We start from the raw sequence: 17976 nt of genomic DNA, 5'->3' as shown, positions 1-17976 counted from the left end.
TCAGTTCTTTCCGAAAGTACGGAGTTGCATGTCCGGCTGCCCTGGATCCTTGACCACAACCGGATCCCCTGAGAGGCTCAGCAGGAAAGACACTAAGGCCTTTTGTTCGCTGGCAGACAAGCCAAGAGGCTTGAGCACCGAACCCTTGCCACCGCCCTGGTTATAAAAGGCAACGACTTCATCCAGCGTCTTGAACATGCCGTTGTGCATGTATGGCGCCGTATATTTCAGATCACGCAACTGGGCGGTCTGGAACTTGCCCATGTCCTTCGGGTCCTTCGTGATCGCGTAAGCGCCAACATCGGTTCGGGCATTCATGTAGTTCGGCATGCCACTGGTCGAGTAATGACGCAGCATGGTGATGGTGCGTAGCGGGTTCTTCAAGACTTCCGGGTTTTCCGGCACGCCGGTGTTGTGCAACCTGCCATCCGAACCGATCGGGCCGTTATGACAGGAAACGCAGTTGGCCTTGCCCTTGAACAGCGCGTAACCTTCCTTTTGTTCTGCGGTCAACGCTGATTGATCGCCCTTTTTGAACTTGTCGAACGGTGCGTTCGTGGTTTCCAAGCTCTTGATGAACTCACCGATGACATTGAAGACGCGCATGCCGTTGATGTCATCCTTGCGCCATTTCTTCCACAGCGCCTCGTATTCCGGCACCTGCTGCAGACGTTCCTGCATCAATCGGCTGTCCATGTTCATGGTGTGCGCTTCGGTGATCATGTCGCGCACCAGGGTGCCAGCGTCTGTTCCATCGAGACGTCCATCCCAGAGGAAACGCTGGCGGTGCTTGGCGTTCAGCACGGTTGGTGAGTTACGGAAGTACTCCATCGACGGGTAACCGGTCGACAGAGCCTGACCATCACCCCAGCCCTTTTGCGGATCGTGGCAAGTGGCGCAGGAAAGGCCCCAGTCACCGGACAGACGGTTGTCGAAGAAAAAATGTTTCCCGAGTTCAATCATCGCCGCATTGCCCGGCTTGACTTCGGGCATCGGTGCCAGATCGGGTGCATTACCCTGGGCAATGGCTGGTTGCCAAGTGGCGCTCAGCGTTACCGCCGTTGCCAACCCGATGGCTCCCAGTGCTTGCGTGAAACGCTTGCGCTGCTGGATTTTCATAGTCCCCCCTGTGTATTGGAGATTCGTGGGAACAGCCCCACATGGACTATGGATATGCAGTCACTGTGCCAAGTGGCAATGGCACTGATTTATTGGGTTTTTTGTTGAAGCCCATGACTTCAACCCGGTTAAAAATCAATCAGGCGGCTAATTTTTAACCGGCTAATTCTTGATCGAAATCAGCTTTCCGGGCGCTCGTCGCTCTCACGCAATTTGTTGCGCAACGTCACCCTATTGATACCAAGCATTTCTGCCGCCAGAGTCTTGTTTCCCGCACAGCGCTCCAGGGCAAATCGAATGTACTCTGCCTCGATTTCGACCAAAGGACGGACTCTGTCCGTGCCAGTCGGCATTGCTACGCTCTTTGAAGAGGGCTGATCGATGGCAATTTCCCGGGGCAGGTGATTGGCCGTAATCAGTTCACTTCGCGCCAAAATGGCTGCACGCTCCACTACGTTGCGCAATTCGCGAACATTACCCGGCCAACCGTAAGCTCGGAGTAGCGGCTCGCTGGAAGCGTCAAGGCCTCCTAGCTCGATCCCGATTGTCGGCGCAGTCTTGTCAAGAAAATATCTGGCCAGCGGAAGGATATCCTCTCGCCTTTCACGTAATGGCGGCAAATCGATGGCCCCTACATTCAGGCGATAGTAAAGGTCTTCGCGAAATGAGCCATCCTTGACCATTGCAGGTAAATCTCGATGTGTCGCAGAAACGAAGCGCACGTCCACACGAATCTCCTTTTGTCCGCCCAACCGACGAAAGGACTGCGTTTCCAGCACCCGCAGCAGCTTGGGCTGCAAAGTCAACGACAAATCGCCAATCTCATCCAGGAATAATGTGCCGCCGTCCGCCAACTCCAGCAATCCACGCTTCATCTGCTTGGCATCGGTAAACGCCCCGCGCTCGTGGCCAAACAGTTCGGACTCCAGCAATCCTTCGGGCAAGGCTGAACAGTTAAGTGTTACCCAAGGACCATCCGCCCGAGGTGACCGACAATGGATGGCCTTGGCGACGTTTTCCTTGCCGGTTCCGGACTCTCCGCGGATCAGCACCGGGATTTTTCCCGCCGAAGCAATCCGCTCGGTCATATCCAGCATCTGGCGAAATGCTGCACTTTCCCCAATCAGGCCTTCAATCACGCAATCGTTTGACTGCGCTCTTCGCCACTCCACCTCCTTACGCAGACGACGCGTTTCCATCGCGCGACGGATGAGTTCCTGCAGGTCTTCCAGGTCAAACGGCTTGTTGATGTAGTCGTAAGCCCCTGCTTTTAAGGCGGCAACAGCAGTTCGTACTTCGGGATAGGCCGTCATGATGATAACCAGCGGCTGATCATCCGATTCCTTGATCCGGGCCAGGATGTCCAATCCGTTCATGTCGGGTAGGCGCAAATCCAGCAGGACGAGACCAAAGCTGCGTTCCTTCAGTAACGCCAGCGCTTGTTCTCCACACTCGGCAACTTCGACGTCGTATCCTTGCCGGGCAAGGAAATTTCCCACCGTCACACGAATGGTATTGTCATCCTCAACAATCAGAATCGGTTCTCGCATCTCACCTCCAGGCAAACGGCCAAGTCAATGTGAAGCATGTTCCATGCCCTGGCTGACTGGCAACTTCAATGCTACCGCCATGCTGTTCAATGATTTTGCGAACGATAGCCAGGCCCAACCCCGTGCCCTCTCTGCGCGTGGTGAAAAATGGTTCAAAAATCCGGCTCTGGGTTTCAACGCTCATTCCGACGCCAGTGTCCCGTATGTCGATGCAGGCGCACTTTCCCTTGGTGGCAGCATGCAAGCTCACCGTGCCGCCTGAAGGCATAGCATGAACGGCATTCACCAGGAGGTTGAGAAACACCTGCTTCAGTTGATGCGGATCGGCGGCCACCGGGGGGAGATCACCGAATCCACTCAAGGTGAAATCAATCCCCTGGCTACGGGCATCCTTACGCGTCCAGAACAAGACGTCCTCCAGAATCAACTCCAGCTTGCACGCCTCCGGCTGAATCGCTTGTGGAGCAGCAAAGCCATGGAAGCTACGGAGAAAACCCGAGAGACGATCAATCTCACTTTCCATACGCTTCAAGGCTTCGATCAGGTCTGGGGGGATATCTTCTTCGTACTGCATGGCTTGCGCGACCGCCTTCATCCCGGCGAGTGGATTTCCGATTTCATGCGCCAGTCCCATCGCCAGTTCGCCGAGCGTGGTCAACTTCTCCATCTGGAACATCTGGCGATCGAGTTCGCGACGCTCGTCCAGAATTGCCCGCTCGAGGCTGACATCCCGTGCCACAACGATGAATCCGTCAGTCGTGGGCGTTACTGCCAAAGAAACAATCTGGTTTTTTAGTTCGACATCACAACGCAAGCCTCCGTCGGAAGCATCTGTCGCGATTGCTCGCCATTGCGGCCAATACGTCTCGATTGAACTGCCGATATCAGGCAGCGCAGTGGTTTGGGCAAACAGACCTCTAGCAGCTGGATTGAGCAAATGAATGACGCCATCCCGGCCAATGGCCAGTATCCCTTCAGCGGTATTTTCAATGACAGCCTCTAGCGAGGCACGTTCTCGCTCAAGCTCTCTCGTTCTCTCCCTTACCTCCGCTTCAAGGCGTTCACGATGCGCATTGATGGCCAATGAACTCTCATGCAGACGCCTGGCCATGCTGTTGAACTTGGTACCGAGGGCGGCGATCTCATCATTGCCGACAGGAACAACCTGGCGAGTGAAATCACCGCTGGCAATTGCGTCTGTCTCCCTGGACAAAGCTTCTAGTGGTCGCAGCAAATGCCTCGATAGAGCATAACCACCAATGGCCGTAATCAGCAATGCAACCAGAAGCACGACATAAAGCAGGTATAGGTTAACAACTGCCAGAAAAAGCTCCCGCTCTGGAAATGCCAGCGCGATACGCCATCTCCCGCGAGACGTCTCCTCAATGGCCTGTGGTGCGAAATCGATCGGCGCATGCGCCACGATCCAGCCGTCATCCAGTACAGGAGAAACACCATGCTCAGCTAGATTTCGCGTGATGCTTGCCGGGAATATCTCAAGCAGCCGTTCGATCGGCTCCATCGAAAATGCGCCTTGGCTACTGCCGGCAGAGCGGCTGACATAATGCCCCTGATTGTCCAGCAGGTAGGCGGTCCCCTGCCTCGCATCTGCCATTTGCTGGATCTGTTCAAGCAGAATGTCTGCATGCAGGTTGATGATCAGCACGCCTATCTTTTCACCGGTTGTTCCGACCACAGGAGTTGCCACGCGAATCACCGGGCGCTCAGGTTTTTCAACCTGCCCAAACTCCACGTTTAAATCGAGTGGGGACACATAGATCTGTCCGACACCAGCGTTCATCGCATCCTTGAAGTAGTAGCGATCACCCTTTGGTTGAAGCTCAGAGCGGGGCACGACGTAGACCCCGGCGGGTTTGCGATCGACACGAATCCATTCATCCCCAAGCGCAGTCAGCAGACGAATCTGGTAGATGTGCGGATAAAGACTGGCAAGCGCCGCGTAATCCCGCTCCAGGCGCTTGGTTGCTGCATCAAGCAACCATTTGTCGCCAGACTGGCGTGCTGCCGTCAAATCGACCAGCCCTCGGGTATTGGCCAGATAGAGGAGTTCAGAGGAAAGCTGTTCGAAAAAGCGTCCGATCCCCTGAGAGCGGACTGTCACCTCCTGGTCGAGATTGCGGAGTGTCTCGTTTTTCAGGGCAGTCAGCGATAGATAGACGCCAATGGCACCCGCCAATGCCGTAGGTACGACAGCGGCAATAAGGAAAGCGGCATAGATTCGTCGGGACAAGCCGCCAGCCAGCCCCAGGAATGGGATGTTCATATCAAGTCAAGCAGAAAGGCGATGGCCGAACATTATGCACTTTCTCATAAACCGCTTGCTGGGGCCCTAACTCTAGTGTACGATTTTGGCAGGGCTGTCTGAGCCCAACCTGCCACCGGGTTAAAACAGACGCGCAGCAAGTAATGCATGACCTTTGATCAACAGGTTGATGCGTAATCGGTGGACGTCGACCCGCTTTTGATTGAAGGCCACACCATGACTGCAATTGCTCTTGCAGAGCCGTCCCTTGCTGCGCTCAAGAAGTCTCTCCGCAAGGACCTTCCAGACATTCGCTCTTCCCACCTGACTGAAGCCATGGCAGCTGCGTTGAATTTTCGAACGCATGCATCCCTAATTGCCACGCTTCCTGGCCAAGCCAGCGACCCAAGCATTCTCTTGCTCGACAACGAACGGTTTGAGGCTAGGCTAAGCGAATTTGGCTACCAACTAGCGAGCGATGAATTTCGCTTCGAATGGTTGGATGATTGCCCTGATCTGATATCGACAATGCCGGATTCCGGGTACGACATAGAGTACCGCTCGCAACGCGATAAGGCGTGGAGAAACCTCATGGTGCTCACAGTCAACGAGGGTATTCGCCAGAAGCTTTTCTCACTTCGCGTAGACGACAATCGCTGGCCAGGTGCAGAACCAGGAAGCCAAGGCCATCGTGGCACTGGATACGTCTTTGAATTCAAGCTGCCAGACGGCAAACCGGCCAAGGGGTATGTCAGCGATGCTGGGTTTGGCGAACTAAACATCCATGCCGCTATTTTCCCCAAAGCAGATTGGGTTCGGGCGATAAACAGCGGATTCCATGCAGGTGATGCGTTTGCCCGTGGCTGGCTTGAGCGCGAGCGCGGTGCTTGGCTTCAGTCTTCACAAGGATTCTTTAATTGCCGAAAATGGCTCATTGAAGACTTGGCCAACATGGAAGCGAAACCTATTGGCTTTGGAGACAGAGGCCGGGTAATCGTCTAAACCCCAGATTTCAAAAGTCAAAGTTCAGCACAAAAACGAAGTCCCCGGGGGACAAACATTGTCGCCCGGGGACTAAGTTGTAAAATGGCCAGCATCCATGACCCCGTTGACTTCTGGATGACTGTGAGTCTGCACCGGTTTTCGTACCAGTCTTAACTGGGAATTTCCATCATGAACAGATGCAATTGCGCGCCAAATAACCCGGCGTGGCCTTGCAGGATACGCCGCCTACTCAAGGAGGCTGACAAGGCCGCGGCATGGGACCGGGGCCGGAGATGTGTCCCTCGTGCCCGGCTACCATAGGATAGCGCCGGCCATGTTGTAATGATCACCCAGCAAGGCAAGAAACCGCCAGACGGCCTTCTCTGTATCGTGATCAAGCGCCATCATTACACTCATCCGGTTTTCTGCCTACCTGTTGTCGTCGACGACGATGGTGTAATCGATGAAGACCACCTCTTCACAGAGGAAGACGGCCATACCCGCCAGCGAAGGGGATGTTTTGTCGAGCTGGATCTGGAACTAGCATATGTTGGGTACTTGGTCATATGAGCAGACTACCCCAGCGAAGGTAGTCAGTCGGAAACACTTACTTCAGAGCCATCCAGGCCAGCCGGTTGGCCTTGGCATCGTCCAGCGCATGGTGCTCACGCAGACCGGTAGCAAATGCGATTTCAGTGGCTGCGTAGAATTCTTCATCCAACCTCAGAATTTCGGGGCGAGACGCCAGATTTCTCGGCCACATATCGGGCGTGTTGAATAGCCGAGGTATCCAAGGCCAGTCCCAGGCCAATGAGTCTGTGGCCAAGGTAACGGAAGTTTCCAAGGACTCGATCCAGTCTTTCAGTTGGAGGGATAGTTCTTGCCAAGTTCGTTGGCATGATTCGCCTTGAAGCAGGGGGATGACTGTCTCATGCACGAAGTCACTGGTGTCGTTTGGCCTCCAAGTGTCCGTGAGCTCGGCATAAAACTCCCTGCCATCTTCGGATACCAGACCGATCGAAATCAGTCGGCAGTCAGGACATAGATCCGTAAATTCGGTGTCGAAGAAAAGGAGCATGCAAAGGCCTGCGGAGAATGAGCAGTGTGGTTACACATTCCACCTAATCATGACGGCAGTCAATATGGGCCTCCATTGGAAGATGCTAATCAGATGCAGACATCTGGCAGTTCTTCGGCCGCGGACGTTCCAGCTATCTCATCTGAGCGACCGCAATTGAGTTATTAACTGCATCTCAAGCCATTGGCCTCTGCGCTAGCAAGCCAAAGTGGTACGGGGCACTTGGCCCCAAGTCCACATGAACCACCGAATCAAACCCGGCCTCTGCTAGCCAGGCAGCGCAGTGTTCGGGCTTGGGCCGAATGTCCAGTGGTGGTCCGCGAGGCGTCTCTCTATCACTTCGCCAGTGAATCACCGAGAGAATGGCACCCGGTCGAAGCGTTCGATAGGCTTCACGCAGGAGGGCCAGCGGGTCTTCGATATGCAGCAGGTTGAAGAGCATCGCGTGCCCCTGCGAGCCGTCGGGTACGCCTGTGCCATGCTCGACAAAGTCACGCAGTTCGGTTCGCACATTGAGCAGGCCATCCGCCCTGGCGCGTTCAGCCACCAACTCAACCATCACTGGTTCGATGTCGAGCGCGGTGACGATACCTCGTATGCGCTTTGCCGCCGGCAGACTGAAGGTGCCATAACCGCAGCCGAATTCGACCAGGTTGTAGCAGCCCTCTTGGATCACCAGCAGCCGGTCGAGAATCTCCTCTGGCCGAAAAAACGAGGCCCAGTAGGCCTCGTCCGGCATGCCGCTTTCACGCCCCTTCATGTTGTCCCTCAGTGCTTCGCTTGGCCGGTGATCTTGGCAGCGGCATCAAGGCCGCCCTTGGCCTTCCACTCGGCAAAACCGCCTTGCAGGATACGCAGGTTGTCGTAGCCGGCGATGCGCAATGCAAAGCCGGCTTGGGCGGACAGGCTGCCCGTGTTGCAATAGATGAGCACCGGTTTGTCCTTCGGGATGCTGCCGCGCTTGGCCAGCACCTGGCGCCATTCGATATTCACTGCACCTGGAATATGTTCCTTGGCGTACTGGTCTTCATCCCGGGCGTCGATAACGTAGAACCGCTTCCAGTCTTCCTTGGGAATCTGCTCCGGGAAGATGGTGGCACCGCCGTAATCCACGAAGTCCAGATACTCCTCCATGGCCTTGACCGTGTCCTCATTGGCCATGACAGGGGCCGTGACGAAGGCGAGTGCTAGCGTAGCAGCACGCAGTAGTTTGAATGACATCTTGTCTCCTCTTGGGGTTGTTGTCTTGCTTTGGAAAATCAGAACACCAGCACCTTGTCGGCGGTGGCTGTCCATTCGGCCAATTCTTTCAAAGTGCTGCGGCGAGCCCCTTCGACCGCCTGCTCAACCCCGATGCCGCGTGCGTCCACGCAGGTGCCGCAGAGACCCACCTCACCGCCGAGCATGCGCACCATGTCTCCGGCGTTGTAGTAGCCCTCGGGCACCTTCTGGCCGCTCTTGGCGCAGGCGACCGCGTCGCCCATCAGGAATACGCGTACTGTCTCTCCCTCCATCTTTCCGAGCTGACGAGCCAGGCGCAGGGCGTTGTAGCTGCGTTCCGAGCCATATGGCGCATCGTTAAGGATGAACAGCGTATTCATGGTGGGCTCCTTGTGCGTGATTGAGAAAGCTACTTGCCCCCGGCCTTGATGGTGGCCTTTAGCGCATCGAAATCCTTGCGTACCCCATCCTGGAAAAGCAGACCCGACTTGGCCTGCTTCGGCACGCTCTCCATGTCGAGCACGTCAGCAACGATTTGGTAGCTGGCGGCCCCATTGAAATCCTTGCCATCGGCAACGATGAGCTGGGTACCGTAGAAGACTGCCGGCGCCGGCAGTCCGGGAGCCAAGCTGGAAGGCAGCAACTGGATGGGGACACGGTAGGTATTGGCGACCTCGGCAGCGACCTGGAGGTTGCCGTTGCAACGCTGACCCGGTGGGTCCTTGGCGATGAAAGTCAGTACCTTCTGACCATTGGCAGTCTCGGCGCCGGGAACCGCCATCGATACATCAGCCGCCAAGGCCGAGAAGGCCAGGGCGCCGCACAGGGCGAAGATGGATAAATGCTTCACGAGTTGTCTCCTCTATTGTGGGTATAACTTCAGTTCTCGATGGGCAGGCCGCCAGCACGCCATTCGCTGACGCCATCGGTAATCTTGTGGGCGGTGTAGCCGCGCTGGCGCAGCAGCTTCACGGCTTCGTCGGACATCAGGCAGAAGGGGCCACGGCAGTAGGCAACGATTTCCTTGCCAGCAGGCAGGTCAGCCAATCGCTTCTCCAATTCCGCCAGGGGGAGCGAACGGGCAAATGGCAGGTGTCCGGCGACGTATTCCGCTTCTGGACGAACATCAATGACCACGATGTCGCCGCTGCGCGCTTTGGTCAGCAGGCTCTCACGGCTTTCCGATGACAGGGAATCAGGCGAGGCCGCCATCTGGTCGAGTGCTACCCGCAGTTCGACGAGGTGTTCTTCGGCCACTTCCCGGACATTGACCCACAACTGGGCGACATCCGGGCCGCTCAGGCGGTAGTGGATGAACTTGCCTTCACGGCGGGTTTCGACCAGACGCGCTTCGCGGAGTGCACGCAAATGCGCGCTGGCCAAGCGCATGTCGATGCGAGCCTGTTCGGCCAGGGTCTCGACGGTCTTCTCGCCCTGCGCAAGCAGTTCGATGAGTTCTAGGCGCTTGGGGCTGGAAATCGCCTTGCCGATACGGGCAACGTGTTCGTAGAGGTAGGACTTGGTAATGGTCGGTTTCATAATTACAATCTAACGATTCTTGGAATGTTTGTAAACATCAATGCTATGTTGGAATTTTTTCGCGGAATCAACCATGCACGGCGCTGCTTGAAATGAAGTCGTGCACATGAAATCGAGTATTCCATTCCTGCTGTCGCTGGTACTGCATGTCACCCTGATCACGGGATGGCAGGTCGAGGCATTAAAGATTGCGAAGAGCCCGGAAACCATCGAAATCCGGATTGACGCTCAATTCCGGAAGGATGTTCAGGAATTGCCTGCGCCGCCTCCGGCTGAGCGCGACAAACCTGAGGTACCTACGCCATCACCGCGTGAAAATAAAGCGGTTATGGCATCTGCGGCGCCAGCTGCCGTATCAGCCGGGACCCCTGCATCGCTGGCGGCCCCGGCGCCACCCAGTGCCGAGGAATGGCAACTGGCTTCGACCTACAAGCTGAAGAACAGCAAGCGCTATCGCCACAACTGGGGGCAGCAGGTACGGAGCATGATGGGAACGGCGGTCGAGGGGCCGGAGCAGGGCATGGTGCGTTTCCGGATCGAGATTGCGCCTGACGGTACGTTGGCGAATGCCACCGAGTTGTGGTCGACCTCGAAAACCGCCTCTGAACGCGCCTGGAAGGCGATCAAGTCCCTGCCGCCTTTGCCGCCCACACCAACGGGCAAGCCCCTGATATTCGAGCGGACGATTTCGTTCATGCCCTACGAAACCGGCTGGCCGCCCAGTTACACCCTCGATTGCCTGCCTGATCCGCCGGCCTTCAGGAATCCCTTTGCCTGGGATGGCAAATCGCCGCCCTCACCGTCGCCTCGGCAAACGCCGGAAGCACAGCCGCCGGCCGCCGATGAAGAAGCGGTCAAATGCGTCACGGACTCGACAGCCGAGACGATAGAACAGGAAGAAGGCGAGATGAAGCGCCAGGTGGAGGTTTATCGCTGGGGGCGTTGATACTCAGAGCAGGCCGGTAAGCAGCGCGATCCCAATCAGGCCCATCATGCCGGCAACGCTCAGTTCGACGGTACGCAGCGTGACTTTCTTCAATAACTTCTTGCCGAAGTAGGCGCCGAGGAAAGCCGACAGGCTTGCCGCCAGGACCAGGTTTCCTTCGTCGCCTTGCAGGACTTTCCAACCGCTGGCGTGGAAAGCTGCCCAATAGATGCTTAGGCGGACAGCATCGACCATGACTGCGCACACGGCACTGGTGCCGACGAAGGCTTCTTTTGATAGCCCGGCTTTGATCAGGAAGGCGGAGCGGAGGGCGCCCTGGTTGCCGGAAAGGCCGCCGAAGAATCCTGAAAGTAAGCCGCCCAGTGGTATCCAGGATGGCGGCAGGGCCAGCCGGGCAAAACGAGGAGAGAGTTCGAGCGCAACGAAGCCGGTGATCAGTAGTCCGATCATCAGTTTGACCGGCGTGATTTCTCTTGTCTGGCTGCCCAGTTCGTATTCGAAGAGGCTCTCCATGCCCGAGAACATGGTCAGCAAGCCAGCGCCCAGCAGGGCGGCCAGGGTTGCCGGGATGCCGAAGCGGATGACGATGCGCCATTCGGCGTCGCGGGCGACCAATCCGATTTTGAACAGGTTGTTGGCCAGGTGCACGACTGCAGTCATGGCGATGGCCGCCTCGACAGGGAAGAACAGGGCGAAAACCGGCATCAGCAGCGTGCCGAGCCCGAAGCCCGAAAACAGGGTCAGTCCGGAAGCGAGCAGTGCGGCGGCGCAAACGATGATGTATTCCATAGCTCGATGGTAGCAGTGTGCAGGTTTTCCACAACAACGAGCATGCGAGGGGGCTGTCCGGAATTTTGTGGAAAGCTGTCATCGACAACTCTTCCTCCATACAGCGGCTTTGGCCGAGTTCCTTCCTTAGCCGCTCCCGCCGGTTTCGGAGTCGAGCAGACCTGCGAACGTCGCCTTACCGGCGACTGGCAACTACCGCTTCTGGCCGGCAGCGCCAGTTCAGCCATGCGTGCTATAAGCTGCCATTGAGATCGAGTAGTTGTCTAAGCCACCACTTTCAGGTGATGGAGTTAACCACCGCCTAACGGCGTTATGAACCAAGTGATTGGTTCATAACGATTTCAAGACTCTAAATTTTTTTTCAAGAGACTATTGTCAGAAAACATCAGGATTGCTGAACTTACTTCGTGGTCAAGGCTCATGCTCTTTTCCTTGGTGGTCAGTTTGAATCCCGGAGGCGCCGAAGGTCGTGGAGCTGCTGCTGGACCTCCGGCGAAAACGCCTCGAATTCTTTGGTGAAAAACGGGATATGCTCCAAACACACCCAAACCGGCGAATCCATATCGCATTTCACTTTCAGCGTGAAAACACCCGTACTAACCGTCAGCGGCTCAAGATGCTCAATCCCACCATGGCCGCCATGGCAAATATAGCAATGCACGCCTTCGTCATCCTCGCGCAAAGGAAAAACATCACGGTCAACGATGTCCGCCGAAGTTATCGGTCGGCCAAGGTCAAGGTTCTTGAGTTCGGCACAGCACATCGCGTTTCCTTTTCCTGGTTATCCGTGAATCACGACGATGCGCTCGGGCAGGCTGTCGTACATAGACAGGCCGTCGCGATCAAGTTGCGTGGTGTCAATTTCGGACTTGACGAGCAAGGTGACATCGCAGCACGCCCCAGCCACCTCATGATTCGAGTTGTCCGCGTGTGAGTAGCCAACCTCGATATTGGGCATTTTCAGAAGAAGCCTGGCGAGTTGGTGCGCTTTCACTGGGTCTATCCTTTTCCTTGGTGGTCAGTTTGAATCCCGGAGGCGCCGAAGGTCGTGGAGCTGCTGCTGGACCTCCGGCGAAAACGCCTCGAATTCTTTGGTGAAAAACGGGATATGCTCCAAACACACCCAAACCGGCGAATCCATATCGCATTTCACTTTCAGCGTGAAAACACCCGTACTAACCGTCAGCGGCTCAAGATGCTCAATCCCACCATGGCCGCCATGGCAAATATAGCAATGCACGCCTTCGTCATCCTCGCGCAAAGGAAAAACATCACGGTCAACGATGTCCGCCGAAGTTATCGGTCGGCCAAGGTCAAGGTTCTTGAGTTCGGCACAGCACATCGCGTTTCCTTTTCCCGGTTATTCGTTGATGGCGCGGCGGGTTTCAGTTTTTCCGGCCTGCCGTGCGGCGCTTTTAGCCTGCTGCTTGGACGCCTTGCCGCCACGGCTGTAGTTGCTCTTGCAGCACGGGCAGCGGCTGGTGTGCTTGATCTTCGCGTGCATCGGTTGCATGTGTCTGTCCTTTTCCTTGGTTAGTAGTAGCGCTTGCCGACAAGCCCACGCAACATCGAGCCATCCGCGTCAATGCGCCACGCAATAGCGCGATGGCCATTCCCTTTGCAGCGATATGCCGTCGTGCCGTCAGCTTCGACATTGATGGCAGCACAATTGGTGCCACACTGAGGGCATTCCAACGGAGGGGTATCGGCCACCGCTTGTACTTTCTTTTCTGCCCAGCCAGCAATTTCAATAACTTGACCCATTACAGGGCTCCTTCCTGATTCTATTGGTTGGCGACGCTAGCAAGCATCTCACGGAGCCTTGCCACCCGCCCCTGGTTTTCGGACGCCAAGACTTTCAGCAGCTCCATGCCTTTCTCAAAACTCCACTGTCCGCCCTTGCCTTCGTCACCGGCAATATGGCGAATAGCTTGCTTGACCGCATCACGCTCCAGACCAGTCATCCACGCCGTCCTTTTCCTTGTCAGCAGATTTCGACGATGTCGGTTTCGAGGTAGCCCTGCCGTAGAAATGCCTCCATCGCATCGTCGAACGTGTGTTCGCGGATGGTCACAGTGCCATTCGCTTTGGTGCGGAATTTATAGGTGCGCTGTGCTTTCATGTTCTTTTCCGATTCGTTCAATATGGCTCGATTATAGTATCACCCTGATACGCTGTCAAGCCATTTGCATGAGCTTGTCCATCTTCTTCAAGCGACGTAGCAGAACCAGTGCCCGCAAAAGCTTGGCTGTTTGCTCAGGGATCAGGTGGCCGGTGGCGTACCGCTTGACCGTGACCTCGGAAACGCCCAGGAGAGTCGCGGTTGCGCCATGAGTTAGACCGCCAAGCTCCGCTTGATAGGCTCGAAACTGTTCTGAGGTCATGGGATTGGACTCATTCATCGTGGTTCGTTCAGTCCAGCAAACTCAACTGCTGCCCGACTGGTTTGGTTTCTTCGGCCGCTTCCATAATAGAACGCTGCGTAATCGCCCGGGGAGAGAAAATTACCGGTCCAGCCTCCGGGCTGACAACCAGGATGCCTTTGTTGCAGGCAAGCCAGAGCAAACTATCCACCGTAGCGATACTATCCCCGGCTGCCTCGCCCAAGTAGCTGCAAAGCGCCATGCAGGCTGGGAACCGGAGTTTAACGCTCCGCCGCGGCCGGTCTGGAAATCCTGCGAGGCGCGAAATCCATATATCGGGCTTCGGAACGGACGCACCGAAATTCTTGGCGAGCTGGAACTTGGTGTCGTCGCCGACAAACGGGAGAGATCCGCACCACTCGACCAGTTGCTCTGCGCTCGCTGTGGCCAGCACCTTCTGCAGTGCTGCAAAGTCCGATACCCGTTCCCGCCAGGCCCGCTCGATGGCCTGCGCCTTCGCCCGGTAACCGAAGGCCTCGACGACAGGCCTTCTGTCGAAGATTGCAGCCCACACCTTCTTTTCGATGGTCCGCGCCGCTTGTGCGCTTCGACCGGCGCAGAGAATGATCCAAATCACTTCAGATGCCATCTTCTCGGGTGATTCAGGCGCTCCCACCAGACGGGACGACCATTCGAGCATTTGCTGGGCGTCCGGATCGTTTTCCAATAGCCAGGCGCGGAGATCCGTGTACATGCCGGCAGGTACTCGATTTTCAGGAGGGGGAATGAGAAGGGGCCGCACAGGATAGCTTTCTGGTCAGTTTCTCTTATTTCAGGCTGAAGGCATGCCCAGTTGATATTCCTTTTCTGCCCGCACGCCCATGATCAGTTTTCGTCCTTTCCTTATGCCGGTGTGTCGGCTGACTTGTTGACCATCAAATTCCATTGCTGGTCCAACTTTTCGTTACGGCGGTTCGCCTGATTGGTCATGCGCTCCAACTGCGTATTGATGATTGCAACCAGTTGACGAGCATGTGACACAGTGACCGGCTTTCCACTGTCATGCTGCTTGTCTTCCAGGTCAGATAGACGGTTTAGTAATGCGCCGAAATATCGACCGATGGGCGAGAAGTTTGCAAATCGCCGAAGAAACTCGCCACGCTCATGCTCATGAACGTTGTACGCGTGCATGAACGCAAGCACTTTCGTTTCCTCCCTGGTGTTCTGAGCCAACTCCGCCATTGCTTCCGAGAAACCGCGCTGACGCTCGAAAAGCTCGCCCAGGATTTCAATCAGGCAATGTTCAAAGTCCACCAGCGATTTGCCGGCAAGTCGGTTCTTAAGCCGCGATAAGTCGACATGGCGGATTTCTTCTGCCAATTGCTCGACGGTTGGAAGCGGTTCGCGTTTCATAGTCACTTTCCCTTGGCGATCAATGTATCAGTTGGTACAGAAAACGAGTCGGCTGCGGCCATCGATCCAACGGAAGTATGTCCAATAGCTGGGGCGCCACATAGGACTCCAAAATCCCAACCGCCCCAAGCAAGCTGACAAATAGCAGGAGTGGAATCAGTGCATTGGCCACGAATTCGGCAGTAAGACGTAGGGACAGAAATAGCCACGGCATCATCATTGTTCCCTTAAAAGCTTGATTCGCCAGCTTCGGCGCACTTCAGACAAACCGGCACTTCAACAGTTACCGGACCTTTTCGGCTTTTCGCCTCATACCGATCAATCTGGCTGCTCAGCTCCTGCGGATACTTCCACTTGCCGCACCGACCACACTCCTTTTGTCGCAGGCCAGCGTTGTGTTGAACCTCTGCCCATTCATGCCACGCCAAATAACCTTCGGGCGCCTGATCGCCAGGCTTAAACTCGGGCGTCAAGCAAATGATCCCTGGGAGTCCGCGGCCGACTATTCGTGTACAAGTCATGACTGTCGATTTTCTGGTTACTTGCTCGCCGCAATCAATGCGAGCGCCTTATCGGCGCCGTCGCGCAGCGCCTGTAATTGCAACTCATCGAGGGCAAGCGTTAGACTGATCGCGATGTCATCGTGCCGAATATTGAGAGTGGCGAGCCCAAGTTCAGGCGCTGAGGACTCCATCAGGATCTTGGCGCCGCTCCAATGCTCAATATTTGCTAGGGGCTTGGGCATAAAAATCCTTTTCCTTGGTTACTGAAGCACCAATTCCGGCTGCGGACTGGTCTTACCTGCGGGCCGTCGTGCAGCCTGCTCTACGATCCACCGCCGGCACCATTTCTTCACATCGCGCTCGATGTCGGAGAGAGACTTGCCGTCTGCTGCGATGGCAGGCATTGCGGTAAGGATAGGGATATCCGGATAGCGTTTAGCAAAGCGCCGGAGCCAGCTTTGCACCATGTCCTCATCCGGCCTTGGCAACTCCCAGTAGAAATCGAAGCGGCGTACCACAGCCCGGTCTAGCATTTCTTCATGGTTGGTCGCACCGACCAGGATGACATGATCCGGCAGGCGGTCTATTTCCATCAGCAACGTGGAGACGATGCGCTTCATTTCGCCGACTTCGGTAGAGTTTCCATGACCGGCTCGTTCAGAAAGCACTGTCTCCATCTCATCCAGGAAGAGCACACAGGGCTTCTCGACAGCCCCCCGGAAAATCTTGGCGAACTTCGAACCTGACTCGCCGAGGTAACTGGAAACAACCTCGCTGAAGTCCACAACGAAGAGTGGCAGAGTCAATTCCTTCGCAATCGCCCCGGCCAAAGTGGTCTTTCCGTTCCCCGGTGGGCCAGAGAGCAGGACTTTGTGCGGGACAGCCAGTCCAGCGGCATGAATGGCTTCGGCATGCGCCCGCTCTTCAAGGAAAATTTCCACTTGAGCCTGGACTGAAACTGGCAACTCGGTATCAGCCAGCGTCATTCCAGGCTCCATCGCCAGAACGAGACCCTTGAGGTCTTTCGGTAGAAGCTCCTGGAACGCCATCATGCTCGGCGCACGAGACAGCAAGCGATTCAGTTGATACTTCAGGGAGGAACTGTCCGGCTCATTGGAGATGATGCACCGGCAGATATTGACCACCTGATCCCGGTTGTTCTCCAGTGCGTAGCGTGCCAGCGCCAGAACTTCTTGCCATTTAGCCATTTCGTTCTCTTTTTCGTCCTATTCGTCTGCTTCGAGATCGCGAAGCATTTCGTGGTGTTGTTGAATAGCTTCCGGCTTGCAACCCATGCAAATCCAGTGGCCGCCGACAACCTCCAAATGAGGCGACGGGGCACCGCACATGGCGCAAATCTCGGCGGAGGATGTGTCCATGATCTTTTCCCGGCCAATCAGAGGGGGGTGACCGCAGTAACGCGCAGACCGCGCAGGTCGGGGCCTGCTTCGTTCAGTGCATCGTCACGATCGCATGCGGAAACGATGAAGGCGAATGTCTGCCCATGCTCATCGATTGCGCCAACGCTCCAGGTTCTCCAGGCCATCATTCGCTCCTTTCGCTAGGGACTTGTCCACTGACGCGACAGACGGTGGCTGGGCCGCCTCCACGGGGTAGGAAGTTCTAGGGTTTTGAGAATTTGACATGCTCAATTCTCAAGTCCGTTATGCCAACCCGCTGATTGACTTGAACAAGAGGAAGTCATATTAGACCAATACCACGCAGTCATCCTGCGGGCGGTATTTGTATTGGGGGAAACGCTCGCGCCATGCCATAAGCTCGCGCTCAAGGTCTTGCGCGATGCCGACTGGATATACCTTGGCCGGATGAATCCACGGCAATAATTGAACTTCACCGGAGGCCGCATTTGCGCTTGGCAGAATAGCCCCCACGAAACCAAGAACCTCAACAATTCCAGGAAGCGACAACTCCAATTGCTCATGAACCGGGAGCCTCAGCGTTGCTTCCCCTGGTGTGATTGAAATCGTGGTTGTGACATCCTTTTCGGAATTTGCACAGAACAGGTCGAGGGCGATGTAGGTCATTGCCCCACACTCATAGGCGTACATTCGCAGCCGTGCGCTCTGGTCAATTCGACCAGCAATGTAGCTCTTGACCTGTTCCAGCCACCCCTTGTATTGCGGGACAGCCTGCAAGTCCTGCTTGCTGCAATCAATTCGGATGGTATCGAGTAGGCTCATGATCCCT

24 protein-coding genes are annotated in these 17976 nt (G+C 55.9%); 5 read left to right on the top strand and 19 right to left on the bottom strand.

Translation table 11 applies throughout. The features are described 5' to 3' along the window. The 3 genes from AADV58_RS17935 to AADV58_RS17925 form a co-directional block, all read right to left on the bottom strand. Positions 1-1119: a cytochrome-c peroxidase gene (locus AADV58_RS17935; RefSeq protein ID WP_341744629.1), complete on the bottom strand. Its 1119-nt coding sequence runs from the start codon at positions 1117-1119 to the stop codon at positions 1-3. Between the two features lie 179 nt (positions 1120-1298). Then, positions 1299-2669 (bottom strand): sigma-54 dependent transcriptional regulator, encoded by a 1371-nt coding sequence (locus AADV58_RS17930; RefSeq protein ID WP_341744628.1) that lies wholly within the window; start codon positions 2667-2669, stop codon positions 1299-1301. Between the two features lies 1 nt (position 2670). Beyond that, a complete protein-coding gene (locus AADV58_RS17925; RefSeq protein WP_341744627.1) occupies positions 2671-4953 on the bottom strand; it encodes an ATP-binding protein in 2283 nt (760 codons plus the stop codon). A gap of 180 nt (positions 4954-5133) precedes the next feature. Here AADV58_RS17925 and AADV58_RS17920 point away from each other — a divergent pair, with 180 nt between their 5' ends. Both AADV58_RS17920 and AADV58_RS17915 read left to right on the top strand, forming a co-directional pair. Then, positions 5134-5934 carry a hypothetical protein gene (locus AADV58_RS17920; protein WP_341744626.1) on the top strand — a complete coding sequence of 267 codons (801 nt, stop codon included), beginning with the start codon at positions 5134-5136 and terminating at the stop codon, positions 5932-5934. Between the two features lie 324 nt (positions 5935-6258). Next, entirely contained in the window at positions 6259-6486 is a 228-nt protein-coding gene (locus tag AADV58_RS17915; protein WP_341744625.1) for a hypothetical protein, read from the top strand. A 37-nt stretch (positions 6487-6523) separates the two neighbouring features. On the opposite strand, the gene AADV58_RS17910 is transcribed toward AADV58_RS17915, so the two are convergent. The 6 genes from AADV58_RS17910 to AADV58_RS17885 all read right to left on the bottom strand — a co-directional run bounded on the left by AADV58_RS17910 (position 6524) and on the right by AADV58_RS17885 (position 9754). Further along, positions 6524-6994 carry a 3'-5' exoribonuclease domain-containing protein gene (locus AADV58_RS17910; RefSeq protein ID WP_341744624.1) on the bottom strand — a complete coding sequence of 157 codons (471 nt, stop codon included), beginning with the start codon at positions 6992-6994 and terminating at the stop codon, positions 6524-6526. A 175-nt stretch (positions 6995-7169) separates the two neighbouring features. Further along, on the bottom strand, positions 7170-7754 hold the full coding sequence (locus AADV58_RS17905; protein ID WP_341744623.1) for a class I SAM-dependent methyltransferase: 585 nt from the start codon (positions 7752-7754) through the stop codon (positions 7170-7172). An 8-nt stretch (positions 7755-7762) separates the two neighbouring features. Next, entirely contained in the window at positions 7763-8215 is a 453-nt protein-coding gene (locus AADV58_RS17900; RefSeq protein ID WP_341744622.1) for a rhodanese-like domain-containing protein, read from the bottom strand. 38 nt (positions 8216-8253) lie between these two features. Beyond that, complete coding sequence (locus tag AADV58_RS17895) at positions 8254-8595, bottom strand: DsrE/DsrF/TusD sulfur relay family protein (protein ID WP_341744621.1); 342 nt, start codon at positions 8593-8595, stop codon at positions 8254-8256. 29 nt (positions 8596-8624) lie between these two features. Next, the gene (locus AADV58_RS17890; RefSeq protein WP_341744620.1) at positions 8625-9065 is read right to left on the bottom strand and encodes a hypothetical protein; all 441 of its coding nucleotides are present in this window, start codon (positions 9063-9065) and stop codon (positions 8625-8627) included. Positions 9066-9094: 29 nt separating this feature from the next. Further along, complete coding sequence (locus AADV58_RS17885; protein WP_341744619.1) at positions 9095-9754, bottom strand: metalloregulator ArsR/SmtB family transcription factor; 660 nt, start codon at positions 9752-9754, stop codon at positions 9095-9097. 106 nt (positions 9755-9860) lie between these two features. Between AADV58_RS17885 and AADV58_RS17880 the strand changes: the two genes are divergently transcribed. Continuing rightward, on the top strand, positions 9861-10700 hold the full coding sequence (locus AADV58_RS17880) for a hypothetical protein (RefSeq protein WP_341744618.1): 840 nt from the start codon (positions 9861-9863) through the stop codon (positions 10698-10700). A 3-nt stretch (positions 10701-10703) separates the two neighbouring features. Here AADV58_RS17880 and AADV58_RS17875 read toward each other — a convergent pair whose 3' ends face one another. Then, entirely contained in the window at positions 10704-11489 is a 786-nt protein-coding gene (locus AADV58_RS17875) for a TSUP family transporter (RefSeq protein WP_341744617.1), read from the bottom strand. A 469-nt stretch (positions 11490-11958) separates the two neighbouring features. Between AADV58_RS17875 and AADV58_RS17870 the strand changes: the two genes are divergently transcribed. Further along, the gene (locus AADV58_RS17870; protein WP_341744616.1) at positions 11959-12423 is read left to right on the top strand and encodes a hypothetical protein; all 465 of its coding nucleotides are present in this window, start codon (positions 11959-11961) and stop codon (positions 12421-12423) included. A gap of 114 nt (positions 12424-12537) precedes the next feature. After that, a complete protein-coding gene (locus AADV58_RS17865; protein ID WP_341744615.1) occupies positions 12538-13026 on the top strand; it encodes a hypothetical protein in 489 nt (162 codons plus the stop codon). Here AADV58_RS17865 and AADV58_RS17860 read toward each other — a convergent pair. From AADV58_RS17860 to AADV58_RS17820, 9 genes are all read right to left on the bottom strand, one after another. Then, complete coding sequence (locus tag AADV58_RS17860) at positions 13023-13253, bottom strand: hypothetical protein (protein ID WP_341744614.1); 231 nt, start codon at positions 13251-13253, stop codon at positions 13023-13025. The two genes, AADV58_RS17865 and AADV58_RS17860, sit on opposite strands and share 4 nt — an antisense overlap. 20 nt (positions 13254-13273) lie before the next feature. Next, the gene (locus AADV58_RS17855; protein ID WP_341744613.1) at positions 13274-13453 is read right to left on the bottom strand and encodes a hypothetical protein; all 180 of its coding nucleotides are present in this window, start codon (positions 13451-13453) and stop codon (positions 13274-13276) included. A gap of 20 nt (positions 13454-13473) precedes the next feature. Continuing rightward, the gene (locus AADV58_RS17850; RefSeq protein WP_341744612.1) at positions 13474-13611 is read right to left on the bottom strand and encodes a hypothetical protein; all 138 of its coding nucleotides are present in this window, start codon (positions 13609-13611) and stop codon (positions 13474-13476) included. 55 nt (positions 13612-13666) lie between these two features. Next, complete coding sequence (locus tag AADV58_RS17845) at positions 13667-13873, bottom strand: hypothetical protein (protein ID WP_341744611.1); 207 nt, start codon at positions 13871-13873, stop codon at positions 13667-13669. A 28-nt stretch (positions 13874-13901) separates the two neighbouring features. Beyond that, complete coding sequence (locus AADV58_RS17840) at positions 13902-14606, bottom strand: hypothetical protein (protein WP_341744610.1); 705 nt, start codon at positions 14604-14606, stop codon at positions 13902-13904. 149 nt (positions 14607-14755) lie between these two features. Continuing rightward, positions 14756-15265 (bottom strand): hypothetical protein, encoded by a 510-nt coding sequence (locus AADV58_RS17835; protein WP_341744609.1) that lies wholly within the window; start codon positions 15263-15265, stop codon positions 14756-14758. 538 nt (positions 15266-15803) lie between these two features. Beyond that, the gene (locus AADV58_RS17830; protein ID WP_341744608.1) at positions 15804-16010 is read right to left on the bottom strand and encodes a hypothetical protein; all 207 of its coding nucleotides are present in this window, start codon (positions 16008-16010) and stop codon (positions 15804-15806) included. An 18-nt stretch (positions 16011-16028) separates the two neighbouring features. After that, positions 16029-16976: an ATP-binding protein gene (locus tag AADV58_RS17825; protein ID WP_341744607.1), complete on the bottom strand. Its 948-nt coding sequence runs from the start codon at positions 16974-16976 to the stop codon at positions 16029-16031. A gap of 498 nt (positions 16977-17474) precedes the next feature. Beyond that, on the bottom strand, positions 17475-17969 hold the full coding sequence (locus tag AADV58_RS17820) for a hypothetical protein (RefSeq protein WP_341744606.1): 495 nt from the start codon (positions 17967-17969) through the stop codon (positions 17475-17477). Positions 17970-17976: the final 7 nt, after the last annotated feature.

It is taken from the genome of Azonexus hydrophilus (assembly GCF_038368255.1).
Lineage (GTDB): Bacteria > Pseudomonadota > Gammaproteobacteria > Burkholderiales > Rhodocyclaceae > Azonexus > Azonexus hydrophilus.
This window is presented reverse-complemented; position numbering and strand designations above follow the sequence as displayed.

Coding starts and splice junctions, on each gene's coding strand:
- AADV58_RS17935 (WP_341744629.1), bottom strand. CDS start 1,119: ATGAAAATCCAGCAGCGCAAGCGTTTCACGCAAGCACTGGGAGCCATC.
- AADV58_RS17930 (WP_341744628.1), bottom strand. CDS start 2,669: ATGCGAGAACCGATTCTGATTGTTGAGGATGACAATACCATTCGTGTG.
- AADV58_RS17925 (WP_341744627.1), bottom strand. CDS start 4,953: ATGAACATCCCATTCCTGGGGCTGGCTGGCGGCTTGTCCCGACGAATC.
- AADV58_RS17915 (WP_341744625.1), top strand. CDS start 6,259: ATGATCACCCAGCAAGGCAAGAAACCGCCAGACGGCCTTCTCTGTATC.
- AADV58_RS17910 (WP_341744624.1), bottom strand. CDS start 6,994: ATGCTCCTTTTCTTCGACACCGAATTTACGGATCTATGTCCTGACTGC.
- AADV58_RS17905 (WP_341744623.1), bottom strand. CDS start 7,754: ATGAAGGGGCGTGAAAGCGGCATGCCGGACGAGGCCTACTGGGCCTCG.
- AADV58_RS17900 (WP_341744622.1), bottom strand. CDS start 8,215: ATGTCATTCAAACTACTGCGTGCTGCTACGCTAGCACTCGCCTTCGTC.
- AADV58_RS17895 (WP_341744621.1), bottom strand. CDS start 8,595: ATGAATACGCTGTTCATCCTTAACGATGCGCCATATGGCTCGGAACGC.
- AADV58_RS17885 (WP_341744619.1), bottom strand. CDS start 9,754: ATGAAACCGACCATTACCAAGTCCTACCTCTACGAACACGTTGCCCGT.
- AADV58_RS17880 (WP_341744618.1), top strand. CDS start 9,861: ATGAAATCGAGTATTCCATTCCTGCTGTCGCTGGTACTGCATGTCACC.
- AADV58_RS17875 (WP_341744617.1), bottom strand. CDS start 11,489: ATGGAATACATCATCGTTTGCGCCGCCGCACTGCTCGCTTCCGGACTG.
- AADV58_RS17860 (WP_341744614.1), bottom strand. CDS start 13,253: ATGGGTCAAGTTATTGAAATTGCTGGCTGGGCAGAAAAGAAAGTACAA.
- AADV58_RS17855 (WP_341744613.1), bottom strand. CDS start 13,453: ATGACTGGTCTGGAGCGTGATGCGGTCAAGCAAGCTATTCGCCATATT.
- AADV58_RS17850 (WP_341744612.1), bottom strand. CDS start 13,611: ATGAAAGCACAGCGCACCTATAAATTCCGCACCAAAGCGAATGGCACT.
- AADV58_RS17845 (WP_341744611.1), bottom strand. CDS start 13,873: ATGACCTCAGAACAGTTTCGAGCCTATCAAGCGGAGCTTGGCGGTCTA.
- AADV58_RS17840 (WP_341744610.1), bottom strand. CDS start 14,606: ATGTACACGGATCTCCGCGCCTGGCTATTGGAAAACGATCCGGACGCC.
- AADV58_RS17835 (WP_341744609.1), bottom strand. CDS start 15,265: ATGAAACGCGAACCGCTTCCAACCGTCGAGCAATTGGCAGAAGAAATC.
- AADV58_RS17830 (WP_341744608.1), bottom strand. CDS start 16,010: ATGCCCAAGCCCCTAGCAAATATTGAGCATTGGAGCGGCGCCAAGATC.
- AADV58_RS17825 (WP_341744607.1), bottom strand. CDS start 16,976: ATGGCTAAATGGCAAGAAGTTCTGGCGCTGGCACGCTACGCACTGGAG.
- AADV58_RS17820 (WP_341744606.1), bottom strand. CDS start 17,969: ATGAGCCTACTCGATACCATCCGAATTGATTGCAGCAAGCAGGACTTG.